At 61.0% G+C, this 12,787-nt stretch carries 10 protein-coding genes and 2 rRNA genes (1 of these 12 cut by a window edge); 9 read left to right on the plus strand and 3 right to left on the minus strand.

Annotated features, from left to right (window positions below):
• Nucleotides 1–2,332 (plus strand): 23S ribosomal RNA (locus ACSVDO_RS02310); it begins 545 nt to the left of the window's first position.
• A 125-nt stretch (nt 2,333–2,457) separates the two neighbouring features.
• Nucleotides 2,458–2,570: ribosomal RNA gene (rrf, locus tag ACSVDO_RS02315) — 5S ribosomal RNA — on the plus strand.
• Between the two features lie 155 nt (nt 2,571–2,725).
• On the opposite strand, the gene ACSVDO_RS02320 is transcribed toward rrf, so the two are convergent.
• The 3 genes from ACSVDO_RS02320 to ACSVDO_RS02330 form a co-directional block, all read right to left on the minus strand.
• Nucleotides 2,726–3,178: a response regulator gene (locus ACSVDO_RS02320; protein ID WP_332540286.1), complete on the minus strand. Its 453-nt coding sequence runs from the start codon at nt 3,176–3,178 to the stop codon at nt 2,726–2,728.
• 17 nt (nt 3,179–3,195) lie between these two features.
• Complete coding sequence (locus tag ACSVDO_RS02325) at nt 3,196–4,584, minus strand: RAD55 family ATPase (RefSeq protein ID WP_489594758.1); 1,389 nt, start codon at nt 4,582–4,584, stop codon at nt 3,196–3,198.
• Nucleotides 4,585–4,766: 182 nt separating this feature from the next.
• Nucleotides 4,767–5,846: an MBL fold metallo-hydrolase gene (locus ACSVDO_RS02330; protein ID WP_489594759.1), complete on the minus strand. Its 1,080-nt coding sequence runs from the start codon at nt 5,844–5,846 to the stop codon at nt 4,767–4,769.
• A gap of 107 nt (nt 5,847–5,953) precedes the next feature.
• On the opposite strand from ACSVDO_RS02330, the gene ACSVDO_RS02335 reads away from it, so the two are divergent.
• The 7 genes from ACSVDO_RS02335 to ACSVDO_RS02365 are packed head-to-tail and all read left to right on the plus strand — an operon-like array spanning nt 5,954 to nt 12,782.
• Entirely contained in the window at nt 5,954–6,349 is a 396-nt protein-coding gene (locus ACSVDO_RS02335) for a MerR family transcriptional regulator (protein ID WP_332540284.1), read from the plus strand.
• Between the two features lie 55 nt (nt 6,350–6,404).
• Nucleotides 6,405–7,586 (plus strand): isovaleryl-CoA dehydrogenase, encoded by a 1,182-nt coding sequence (locus tag ACSVDO_RS02340; RefSeq protein WP_332549694.1) that lies wholly within the window; start codon nt 6,405–6,407, stop codon nt 7,584–7,586.
• A gap of 38 nt (nt 7,587–7,624) precedes the next feature.
• A complete protein-coding gene (can, locus tag ACSVDO_RS02345) occupies nt 7,625–8,287 on the plus strand; it encodes a carbonate dehydratase (protein WP_332540184.1) in 663 nt (220 codons plus the stop codon).
• Nucleotides 8,288–8,331: 44 nt separating this feature from the next.
• Complete coding sequence (gene aceK / locus ACSVDO_RS02350; RefSeq protein ID WP_489594760.1) at nt 8,332–10,161, plus strand: bifunctional isocitrate dehydrogenase kinase/phosphatase; 1,830 nt, start codon at nt 8,332–8,334, stop codon at nt 10,159–10,161.
• Between the two features lie 44 nt (nt 10,162–10,205).
• Nucleotides 10,206–11,387, plus strand: a complete 1,182-nt coding sequence (locus tag ACSVDO_RS02355; RefSeq protein ID WP_489594761.1) for an acetyl-CoA C-acyltransferase — start codon at nt 10,206–10,208, stop codon at nt 11,385–11,387.
• Nucleotides 11,388–11,437: 50 nt separating this feature from the next.
• Complete coding sequence (locus ACSVDO_RS02360) at nt 11,438–12,082, plus strand: MSMEG_1061 family FMN-dependent PPOX-type flavoprotein (protein WP_489594762.1); 645 nt, start codon at nt 11,438–11,440, stop codon at nt 12,080–12,082.
• 28 nt (nt 12,083–12,110) lie between these two features.
• Nucleotides 12,111–12,782 carry an SDR family oxidoreductase gene (locus ACSVDO_RS02365; RefSeq protein WP_332540180.1) on the plus strand — a complete coding sequence of 224 codons (672 nt, stop codon included), beginning with the start codon at nt 12,111–12,113 and terminating at the stop codon, nt 12,780–12,782.
• The last annotated feature ends 5 nt before the right edge of the window (nt 12,783–12,787 follow it).

The raw sequence follows: 12,787 nt of genomic DNA on the forward strand, positions 1-12,787 counted from the left end.
GACTGCGTACCTTTTGTATAATGGGTCAGCGACTTACATTCAGTGGCAAGGTTAACCGAATAGGGAAGCCGTAGAGAAATCGAGTCCGAATAGGGCGAATCAGTCGCTGGGTGTAGACCCGAAACCAAGTGATCTATCCATGGCCAGGATGAAGGTGCCGTAACAGGTACTGGAGGTCCGAACCGACTAATGTTGCAAAATTAGCGGATGAGCTGTGGATAGGGGTGAAAGGCTAAACAAACTTGGAAATAGCTGGTTCTCTCCGAAAACTATTTAGGTAGTGCCTCAAGTATTACCTGCGGGGGTAGAGCACTGTTTAGGCTAGGGGGTCATGGCGACTTACCAAACCTATGCAAACTCCGAATACCGCAGAGTACAGCTTGGGAGACAGAGCACCGGGTGCTAACGTCCGGACTCAAGAGGGAAACAACCCAGACCGCCAGCTAAGGTCCCTAAAATTGGCTAAGTGGGAAACGAAGTGGGAAGGCTAAAACAGTCAGGATGTTGGCTTAGAAGCAGCCATCATTTAAAGAAAGCGTAATAGCTCACTGATCGAGTCGTCCTGCGCGGAAGATGTAACGGGGCTAAGCCAGTTACCGAAGCTGCGGATGTGCAATTTATTGCACGTGGTAGGAGAGCGTTCTGTAAGCCTGTGAAGGTGTCTGGTGACGGATGCTGGAGGTATCAGAAGTGCGAATGCTGACATGAGTAGCGTTAAAGGGGGTGAAAAGCCCCCTCGCCGTAAGCGCAAGGTTTTCTACGCAACGTTCATCGGCGTAGAGTGAGTCGGCCCCTAAGGCGAGGCAGAGATGCGTAGCTGATGGGAAACAGGTCAATATTCCTGTACCGATGTGTAGTGCGATGTGGGGACGGAGAAGGTTAGCTCAGCCAACTGTTGGATATGTTGGTTCAAGCCTGTAGTCGTGCCCGGTAGGCAAATCCGCCGGGCTTAGATGAGGGGTGATAACGAGTCTGCTTGCAGACGAAGTGAGTGATACCCAGCTTCCAGGAAAAGCCACTAAGCTTCAGCTACACACGACCGTACCGCAAACCGACACTGGTGCGCGAGATGAGTATTCTAAGGCGCTTGAGAGAACTCTGGAGAAGGAACTCGGCAAATTGATACCGTAACTTCGGGAGAAGGTATGCCGCAAGTAGGTGATCCTGCACAAGGGGAGCCCAAAGCGGTTGCAAAAAATCGGTGGCTGCGACTGTTTAATAAAAACACAGCACTCTGCAAACACGAAAGTGGACGTATAGGGTGTGACGCCTGCCCGGTGCTGGAAGATTAAATGATGGGGTGCAAGCTCTTGATTGAAGTCCCAGTAAACGGCGGCCGTAACTATAACGGTCCTAAGGTAGCGAAATTCCTTGTCGGGTAAGTTCCGACCTGCACGAATGGCGTAACGATGGCCACACTGTCTCCTCCAGAGACTCAGCGAAGTTGAAATGTTTGTGATGATGCAATCTCCCCGCGGAAAGACGGAAAGACCCCATGAACCTTTACTGTAGCTTTGTATTGGACTTTGAACAGATCTGTGTAGGATAGGTGGGAGGCTTTGAAGTGAGGACGCTAGTTCTCATGGAGCCAACGTTGAAATACCACCCTGGTGTGTTTGAGGTTCTAACCTTGGTCCATTATCTGGATCGGGGACAGTGCATGGTAGGCAGTTTGACTGGGGCGGTCTCCTCCCAAAGCGTAACGGAGGAGTTCGAAGGTACGCTAGTTACGGTCGGACATCGTGACGATAGTGCAATGGCATAAGCGTGCTTAACTGCGAGACTGACAAGTCGAGCAGATGCGAAAGCAGGACATAGTGATCCGGTGGTTCTGTATGGAAGGGCCATCGCTCAACGGATAAAAGGTACTCTGGGGATAACAGGCTGATACCGCCCAAGAGTTCATATCGACGGCGGTGTTTGGCACCTCGATGTCGGCTCATCTCATCCTGGGGCTGTAGTCGGTCCCAAGGGTATGGCTGTTCGCCATTTAAAGAGGTACGTGAGCTGGGTTTAAAACGTCGTGAGACAGTTTGGTCCCTATCTTCCGTGGGCGCTGCAGATTTGAGGAAGCCTGCTCCTAGTACGAGAGGACCGGAGTGGACACACCTCTGGTGTATCGGTTGTCACGCCAGTGGCATTGCCGAGTAGCTAAGTGTGGAAGAGATAACCGCTGAAAGCATCTAAGCGGGAAACTCGTTTCAAGATGAGATCTGCCGGGGCCTTGAGCCCCCTGAAGAGTCGTTCGAGACCAGGACGTTGATAGGTTGGGTGTGGAAGCGCAGCAATGCGTTAAGCTAACCAATACTAATTGCTCGTGAGGCTTGACCCTATAACTTTGATCCCCAGCGGATTAAAGACTAGTTATGCCAAGTCGCAATCAAATATAATCTGATTTCAGTCTCTATGAATTCGCCTAAGCGTTCGACAAACTGAACGCCGAAGCAAAAAGTTATGCCTGATGACCATAGCAAGTTGGCACCACTCCTTCCCATCTCGAACAGGACAGTGAAACGACTTTGCGCCGATGATAGTGCGGGTTCCCGTGTGAAAGTAGGTCATTGTCAGGCTCTTACAGCAAGCAAACCCCCAGCGCCCCAAAGGCCTGGGGGTTTTGTTTTTTCCGGCGCAAAATCCGGACTTCCATGAAGACAAAAAAAGAGAGCGCTGCGCGCTCTCTTTTTGCGTTGAACCTACAGCAGGCTTAGGGAGGGCGGTGGCGGCCTCAATCGCGGCTGGGTATGTGTATGCCCTTGAGCAGATGGCGCATGGACTCTTCCACCTGGCCATTGGCGGCCGCGGGCCGAGCCATCTTGCCCTCGGCAATCAGGCGCTTGACGACCCGCAGCAGCGAGTCAAATTCTATGGGTTTGACCATGAAGGCATCGTAGCCGCCGAACACGCGTCGCACCACATCCTGGCTGGTCGCACTCATGAAGATGAAGGGAATCTGGCTCAGTGCCGGGTCCTGGCTCAAGGCCTGGCCAAACTCGCCGCCATTCATGACGGGCATCATGAAGTCCGACAGTATCAACGCGGGTTTTTCGCTGGTTCTCAGGATGTCCAGCGCTTGCTGGCCATTGGAGGCAAGTGCAACCCTGTAGCCTTCCGCTTCGAGCAAAAGCTGCAATATCTCGGCATTGCCATATTCGTCTTCGACGATCAGAATCATTTTCATCGAGACAGTCCTTGTTCTTAGGGAGTGAGAGCCTGACCTGCATCGGGGCGAGAAACGAAGATGTTCACTGAAGCCTGGGAGGCCGCGCCGCCCCGCACCTTGGCAATCGTGAGAAGGCGTTGGTCGACTTGGCGGTCGCAGGCGGCTGCGGGAGCGAAAGTGAAGACATTGTCGAACCAGCCTGTCACACCATCGGCCAGCGGCGTTCCTGCCGCAACCGCCAGCGCGTGGGGATCGACCGTGAACAGCGAAGTCACACCGCGCCGACGTAATTCCACCAGCAGGCGACCGAGGAAACGGTAGCCACGCTCCGGAAACGCCAAAGTGTCGGCCAATCCTGCAAGACCGTCCACAACCAGCCGGCGGATCTTCAGTTCATCCACCAAGCGCAGCAGTTTGTGGCCCATTTCATCCATTGATTCGTCCTCTTGCCCCAAATTCTTGATCACCAATGCACCAGAGACCACGGCTTCATCGGTTCCCAGGCCGAGTCGAGTCCCGAGCCGACGCAAATCACCGCTGAATTCCATGCTGGAAAGTATCAGCCCTGGAGCATCAGCGGTGGATGCCGCGGCAAAAGCCAGCGCAAACGTGGTCTTGCCTGTGCCAGTGTGCCCTATTACCGCCGAGGCGCTGCCGCAGGAAAGGCCGTTGCCGTGCAGGACATCGTCGATAGCGCGCAATCCGGTCGACAGCATGCTGCTGCCCAGCTTCACATTGCCGTCGCCCAGCGGCAGGCTTTCCAGCCGCGGGAAGAACTGCAGGCCCTGGGTCGAGATGCAAAAGGTATGCTGGCCGCGGATGATCTGGCTACCGCGGAATTTGCGCACCTGCAGCCGGCGCTCCGCGCGCCAGTGAAAGCCGTGGTCCTCGAAAGCGAAGATGCCGTCGACCATGGTCTGTTCTGCGCTCAGTGCATTGCCGTGGCCGCTGGTGAGCACAAGACAGGTGCAGGACATGGCGCTCACCAGGCTCTGGAGTTCGTGCACGAACTGGCGCACCGCATCGTTGGTCATTGAACCAAGGCTGCCGACCACCAGCCCATCGATGACCAGCAGCGATGCACGGTGACGCACCAGTTCGCCGCGCAGCAGGCGCACCACGGCTTTGAGCCCGCCGAGTTCCAGCTCGCGGTAGCCGCTGACATAGAACACGGTGGCGCTGACTTCCTGCTGGTCAAAGAAGATCTGCTGCTCCATGTGCTGCAGCATGCGTGAATGCGATTCCGCCAGCATGGTCACGTACAGCGTGCGGCTTTCACGCCTGGCAAGGGTGTACGCAATCTGATTGGCCAGGGTTGTCTTGCCTACGCCTGGCGGCCCCTCGAAAATGTAGACTCCACCCTCGAACAACCCGCCGTTGAGGATCTCGTCGAGGCCTTCGACAAGGGTTGGCAATCTTTTCATTTTTGTGGACGCTATAGAGATCGAATGGTGTGGACAGCCATTGGCACCACGGAAGTTTTCGATTCTAGGGGAGGCGTGGCATGGCGCGCGGCGTCGCCTGGCCGTATGCGCCGGTATGCTGCGCGTTCATGCGCAGATTGTTCCGACGGCTGCCGAAGGGATGCGGCGGTGAGCCGCTTTCCTTATGCCGTCACTGCAGTGAACTTGCAGCAGTCACCGTTGTCATGGCGCGCTATTTCGCCGAGGCGCCACAGATAGTTCAGATGGGCCAGCGCTTCGCCCAGCGCAAATGTCTGCTCATGCGGGTTGAGGGGGCGGCGGAACATGGCATGCATCACCTTGGCGGCATTGGTTGGGCCCAGCGCGCAGGCGGCGCGCACTTCATCGAGGCGTTCTGCGTGGTGGTCTTGCAGCTGGCGGATGCGCGTGTGCAGGCCCTGAAAAGGTTTGCCATGCGAGGGCAGCACCAGCGTGTCTTCGGGCAGCGGAAGATAGCGTTGCAGCGAATCGAGGAACCAGCCCAGCGGGTCGCCCTGGGGTTCGTTGGCGTGCACGCTCACATTGGTCGAGATGCGCGGCAGCACCATGTCGCCGCTGATCAGCAACTGCAGCTCGGCGCAGTACAGCGCCATGTGCTCGGGCGCATGGCCGTAGCCGGCAATGCACTCCCAGGTCTGCGCCCCTATCTGGATGCGGTCGTGGTCCATCAGGCGGCGAAAGCTGTCAGGGAGGTCGGGAACAAGCTGCGGGTAGTAGGCCGTACGCTGCAGCACATGCTGCAGGAACTCGGGGTCGTCAAGGCCATGGCGCTGATAGAACGCCGCGTAGCGCGCGCCGCCTTCGAGATTGTGGCTCGCGGGCGGCTTGCAGGCGACCAGCGCCACATGGTAGTCGGTGGCGCTGATCCACAAAGGGGCTTGCCAGCGGCTGCAGAGCCAGTGGGCCAGGCCGATGTGGTCGGGATGCATATGGGTGACCAGCACGCGCACGATGGGCAGGCCTTCAAGCTGTTCGGCGAAGATCTGTTCCCATTGCGCGCGGCTGCTGTCGCTGGCCACGCAGCAGTCGATCACGGTCCAGCCTTCGCGCGCTCCCGCGCCGTCGTCAAAGCTGTCGCGCAGCAGCCAGAGGTTGATGTGGTTGAGCGCGAACGGCAAACCCATTCGTATCCATTTGACGCCTGGCGCGACTTCCAGACAGCTCCCCGCTTGAGGCATCGCATCCGCGAGGGGGTAGTGGATTTCGTGTTCAAGCAGGTTCATGGCGCGGACCTAGAGTTATGTTAACGTTGACGTAAACGTCACATTTTGCATTCTAGAGATTCGCGCCAAGATGCATGTCACTTGCGCGGCTCTCTTCAGATCTCCGTATGCCCATCACCTACACCATCAGCGACCTGGCCAAAGAGTTCGACCTGACCACACGCGCCATGCGCTTCTATGAAGACATGGGGCTGCTGCAGCCCGAAAGAACCGGCCCCGCGGGGCGCAACCGCATTTACAGCGCGCGCGACCGCACGCGCCTGCGGCTGACGCTGCGCGCCAAGCGGCTGGGGCTGTCGCTCAGCGAAGCCAAGGACATCATCGACGTGTACGACAGCCCGCGCGACACCGGAGCGCAATTGCGCAAGTTTCTCGAAGTGCTGGGCCAGCACCGCCAGCAACTCGAGGACCGCATGGCCGATCTGCAGATGAACCTGGACGAAGTGCGCGAGCATGAAAACGAGGCACGTCAGCTTTTGGACAAGGTGGATGGGCAAAAATAATTCATAATTGACGTTTACGTAAACGTAATCAAAACAAACCGACAGGAGACAAGCCATGACCGACCTTCCAGGACTCAACTTCCAGCTGGGCGAAGACATCGATGCGCTGCGTGATGCCGTGCGCGAGTTCGCGCAAAGCGAAATCGCTCCGCGCGCTGCCGAGATCGATCGCAACGACCAGTTCCCCATGGACCTGTGGGAGAAGATGGGCGCGTTGGGCGTGCTGGGCATTACCGTGCCCGAGGCCTGGGGCGGTGCGCAGATGGGCTACCTCGCGCACATGGTGGCGATGGAGGAGATTTCGCGCGCCAGCGCTTCGGTCGGTCTGTCGTATGGCGCGCACAGCAATCTGTGCGTGAACCAGATCAACCGCAACGGCAGCGAAGAGCAAAAGCGCAAGTACCTGCCCAAGCTGATCAGCGGCGAGCATGTGGGCGCGCTGGCGATGAGCGAGCCGGGCGCAGGCTCGGACGTGATCAGCATGAAGCTCAAGGCCGAGGACAAGGGCGGCTACTACCTGCTCAACGGCAGCAAGATGTGGATCACCAACGGCCCCGACGCCGACACGCTGGTGGTCTATGCCAAGACCGAGCCGCAGATGGGCGCACGCGGCGTGACGGCCTTCCTGATCGAAAAAGGCATGGCTGGTTTTTCCGTGGCGCAGAAGCTCGACAAGCTGGGCATGCGCGGCAGCCATACCGGCGAGCTGGTGTTCGAGAATGTCGAAGTGCCGGCGCAGAACGTGCTTGGCGGGCTGAACAACGGCGCCAAGGTGCTGATGAGCGGGCTCGACTACGAGCGCGCGGTGCTGACCGGCGGGCCGCTGGGCATCATGCAGTCGGTGATGGATTCGGTCGTGCCGTATATCCATGATCGCAAGCAGTTCGGCCAGAGCATTGGCGAGTTCCAGCTGATCCAGGGCAAGGTCGCGGACATGTACACCGTGCTGCAGGCCGGACGTTCCTTTGCCTATACGGTCGCTAAAAACCTCGATCTGCTGGGAACGGAGCATGTTCGCCAGGTGCGCAAGGACTGCGCGAGCGTGATCCTGTGGTGTGCGGAGAAGGCCACCTGGATGGCCGGCGAAGGCGTGCAAATCTATGGCGGCAATGGGTATATCAACGACTACCCCCTTGGCCGTCTCTGGAGGGATGCGAAACTCTATGAAATCGGCGCGGGAACCAGTGAAATCCGCCGCATGCTCATTGGCCGAGAACTGTTTGCCGAGACCTGCTGAGCGGCCCGCGCCTGTCTTTTGATTACCAGGAATTCCACATGACGACCACTTCCATCGATGAACTCTTCGCTCACAACCGCGCATGGGCTGCCCAGGTGGAGCATGACCGACCCGGGTTTTTCACGGGGTTGATGTCGCAGCAGAAACCGCGCTACATGTGGATCGGCTGCTCCGACAGCCGCGTGCCCGCCAACCAGATCACGGGTCTGGAGCCGGGCGAGATCTTCGTGCACCGCAATGTCGCCAACGTGGTCGTGCCCAGCGATCTCAACTGCCTGTCGACCATCCAGTACGCGGTGGACCAGCTGCATGTCGAACACCTGATGGTGGTCGGCCACTACGGCTGCGGTGGCGTGCTGGCCGCGCTCAACGACCTGCGCATGGGCCTGGTCGACAACTGGATCCGCCATGTGAAGGATGTACGCGACAAGCACCGCGAACTGCTGGAGTCGCTGCCCGTGGCCTGGCGCCACGACGCGCTGTGCGAGCTCAATTCCATCGAGCAGGTGATGAACATCTCGCAGAGCACGGTGATGCAGGACGCCTGGGCACGCGGCCAGAAGGTCACGCTGCACGGCTGGTGCTATGGCCTCAAGGACGGCCTGATCAACAACCTGCAGATGACACTGCCGGGTGTCGAAGGCGCCGACAAGGCCTACAAGCAGGCCGTGGCGTACGTCGCCAGCCGCGAACGCAGCTGACGCGCGGCGACCCGGTACGGCCCGACTGCTCCAGGCACGGCGTGATGTTTCCCCAGCGTCTCGATGCGCCGCAGGCCTATGACATCGCCAAGGCGATGATGGATGGCTTCAACCGCCACTACCGGCTGTTCCGCTCCGAGTCGGCGCGCGCCAAGCACCGTTTCGAAACCGCTGACTGGCATGGCCAGCAGCGCGCGCAGCGCGAGCGCATCGCGTTCTACGACCTGCGCGTCAAGGAATGCACGCGGCGCCTGGAAAAGGAATTCGCCGCCGGCGGATTGCCGATGGCGGTATGGCAGCAGGTCAAGCTGCATTACATCGGCCTGCTCGTGAACCATTTCCAGCCCGAGCTGGCCGAGACCTTCTTCAATTCGGTCACGACCAAGATCCTGCACCGCACGCATTTCCACAATGATTTCATTTTCGTGCGGCCCGCGGTCAGCACGGAATACATAGAGAACGACGACCCGGCCGCACGGCCCACCTACCGCGCCTACTACCCCGCGCGCGCGCCCGCGCCACAGTCGCTGCGCGCGACGCTGCGGCAGATCGTTGAAGACTTCGGTCTGCAGCGCGCGTTCGAGGATCTGCCGCGCGATCTGGCGGCGGTCGAGCAGGCGATCCTTGATCAAGGGGTTCTGGAAAAGCAGCGCACCAATTTCCAGATCCAGGTGCTGTCGAGCCTGTTCTTCCGCAACAAGGGCGCCTATTTGGTCGCCAAGCTGATCAACGGCTTCACCGAACTGCCGCTGGTGCTGCCGCTGCTGCACGGGCCGCGCGGCGGTCTGGTGATCGATGCCGCGCTGTTCGGCGAAGACGATCTGCAGGCACTGTTCAGTTTTGCGCGCGCCTATTTCATGGTCGACATGGAAATTCCCAGCGGCTATGTGCAGTTCCTGCGCAGCCTGATGCCGGGCAAGCCGCGCGCCGAGCTTTATACGGCGCTGGGCCTGGCCAAGCAGGGCAAGACGCTGTTCTACCGCGATTTCCTGCACCACCTGCGCTATTCGAGCGACGCTTTTCGCATCGCGCCTGGCATCAAGGGCATGGTGATGCTGGTGTTCGACCTGCCGAGCTTTCCCTATGTGTTCAAGCTGATCAAGGACTACTACCCGCCGCAGAAGGACACGACGCGCGAACAGGTCAAGGCCAAGTACCAACTGGTCAAGCAGCACGACCGCGTCGGCCGCATGGCCGATACGCTGGAGTACAGCCTGGTGGCGTTTCCACGCGAGCGCTTCGATGACGCGCTGATCGCCGAGATAGAGAAGTTCGCTCCCAGCCAGCTCGAGATCAGCGACCGCGACGGCGACGGTCGCACCGAGGTCATCATCAGCCACCTCTATATCGAGCGGCGCATGATTCCGCTGAACCTCTACCTGCAGGAAGCGCTCGAGGCCGGGCCGGGCGACGCACGCGCCCAGGCGCAGCTCGCGCGCAGCGTGGTCGAGTACGGCAATGCAATCAAGGACCTGGTGGCGGCGAACATCTTTCCGGGCGACATGCTGTGGAAAAACTTCGGCGTGACGCGCAACGGCAAGGTGGTGTTCTATGACTACGACGAGATCGAGTATCTGACGGACTGCAATTTCCGCGCCGTGCCGCAGCCGCGCAACGAGGAAGACGAGATGAGCGGCGAGATCTGGTACGCGGTCGGTCCGCACGATGTGTTTCCGCAGAGCTTCGCGCCTTTCCTGCTGGGCCATCCCGCGGTGCGCGAGGTTTTTCTGCAGCACCATGCCGACCTGCTCGAGCCCGCGTTCTGGCAGGCCCACCAGCAGCGCATACGCGCCGGCCATGTGCACGATGTTTTTCCGTACGAGCGCGAACGGCGTTTCGTGCGGACTGCGACCGATGACCCGGACGCGCACTGAGCGCCGGGCCTTTCTTCCCATTTCAAACCAACTGGAGACAAAAAATGACCGAAGCCATTGTGATTGTGGGCGCAGCCCGCACCCCCATGGGCGCCTTCCAGGGCGACTTCAGCGAACTCGCGGCCCATGATCTGGGCGGCGCCGCGATCCGCGCGGCCGTGGAGCGTGCGGGCATCGCGCCCGAGAAAGTCGACGAAGTGCTGTTCGGCAACTGCCTGATGGCCGGCCAGGGCCAGGCGCCCGCGCGCCAGGCCGGGTTCAAGGGCGGCCTGCCGCAGAGCACGGGCGCCGTGACGCTGTCGAAGATGTGCGGCGCGGGCATGGAGGCGACGCTGCTGGCGCATGACCAACTGGTCGCGGGCAGCCGCGACGTGATGGTTGCCGGCGGCATGGAAAGCATGACCAATGCGCCTTATCTGCTCAAGAAGGGCCGCGGCGGCTACCGCATGGGCCACGACAAGATTTTCGATCACATGATGCTTGACGGCCTCGAGGACGCGTACGAGCCCGGCCGTTCCATGGGCACGTTCGGCGAAGACTGCGCGGCCAAGTACCAGTTCACGCGCGAGCAGCAGGATGCGTTTGCCACGGCCAGCGTGCAGCGCGCCCAGGCCGCGACGCAAAGCGGGGCGTTCACGGCCGAGATCACGCCGGTGACGGTGTCGACACGCAAGGGCGACGTGGTGGTGAGCATAGACGAAGGCCCGGCCAAGGCGCGGCTCGACAAGATCGCCAGCCTCAAGCCGGCGTTCAAGAAGGACGGCACGATCACCGCGGCGTCGAGCTCGAGCATCAACGACGGCGCCGCCGCGCTGGTGCTGATGCGCGAATCGACGGCCAAGGAGCTGGGCTGCAAGCCGCTGGCGCGCATCGTTGCGCATGCGAGCTTCGCCCAGGCGCCCGAGTGGTTCACCACGGCACCCGTGGGCGCGACGCAGAAGGCGCTGAAGAAGGCCGGCTGGAGCGTGGCCGATGTCGATCTGTGGGAAATCAACGAAGCGTTCGCGGTCGTGCCGCTGGCGCTGATGACCGAGCTGGGCGTGTCGCACGACATCGTCAACGTGAATGGCGGCGCCTGCGCGCTGGGCCACCCCATCGGTGCCAGCGGCGCGCGCATTCTGGTCACGCTGCTGCATGCGCTGCAGGCCCGCGGCAAGAAGCGCGGCCTGGCCACGCTGTGCATTGGCGGCGGCGAGGCCACGGCCATGGCGATCGAGTTGGTTTAAGCTGGCTGACGGCCCGTCAACCGCGGGCGGCATCAGAGAAGGGAAACACCGTGATCACCAACGAGGAGCAGCTGCGAACGCTTTATGAAGCGCCCGCGGAGCGGGCCTTGCTCAAGCAGCAGGTGGACCTGGACCGCTACTGCCTGCGTTTCCTGGCGCTGTCGCCGCTGTGCATCGTTTCGACCGCGGGCCCTGCGGGCGCGCTGCTCGATGCCTCGCCGCGCGGCGGCCGCCCGGGCTTCGTCAAGGCGCCCGACAAGAACACGCTGCTGCTGCCCGACGTGGGCGGCAACAACCGGCTCGACAGCATGAGCAATCTGCTGCACGACCCGCGCATAGGGCTGCTGTTTCTCATTCCCGGCTTCGACGAGACGCTGCGCGTCAACGGCAGGGCGCGGCTGCGCGACGAAGCGCACTACACGGCCTTGTTCCGCGCAGACAACCCGCGCATCCGGCTGGTGATCGAAGTGACGGTGCATGAAGCCTATCTGCATTGCGCGAAAGCGCTGATGCGTGCGCGGCTGTGGAAGCCCGAGGCCCAGGTGCCGCGCTCGACCATGCCCGGCATGAATCAGATCGTGCATGCGCAGATCGGCCTGCAGGCACCGGCCGAACCGCACGAAGTGATGGTGGCGCGCTATGCCCACCAGATTGCCCAGGAGCAGGGCGTGCAGCCGGGCGAGGCCACGCGCTGAGGCGCGGATGTTTTTTAAAGGAGGCGCAATGGCGCAGGTATTGGTGATTGGAGCGTCGCGCGGCATTGGCCGCGAGCTGGCGCAGCAGTACATTGAAAACGGCGATCGCGTGATCGCGACGGTGCGCCGCGCCGAGGACCGCGAGGCGCTGCTGGCGCAGGGCGCGTCGGCCGTGCATCTGATCGATGTGGCCCAGCCGCAGTCGGTCAGCGGCCTGGCCTGGCTGCTCGACGGCGAGAAATTCGACTATGCGTGGTATGTGGCCGGCGTGCTCGACCATCTGCACACGACCACGCCGCCCACGCAGCAGGAGTTCGACCGCGTGATGCACACCAATCTGCTGGGCGCGATGCAGGCCCTGCCCCAGGTCGCACCCATGGTGCAGGCCGCGGGCGGCAAGTTCGCTTTCATTTCGAGCAGCATGGCGCAGATCGGCCATGTCGATGACGACCATTCGTGGCTCTATCGCTGCAGCAAGGCCGCGCTGAACATGGCGGTGGCGACGGCCCAGCATGGCTGGCCCGGCGTGCTGCTGCTGACCATGGACCCGGGCTGGGTGCGCACCGAGATGGGTGGCAGCGTGGCACCGCTGTCGGTCGAGGAAAGCGTGCAGGGAATGCGCGCGACGCTCGCCGGAGCGCAGGCGGCCGATGCGGGCAAGCTGCTGCACCACGACGGCCGCCGAGCCGACAGCTGGTAGCGCGG

Source organism: Comamonas sp. DB36 (assembly GCF_057914905.1).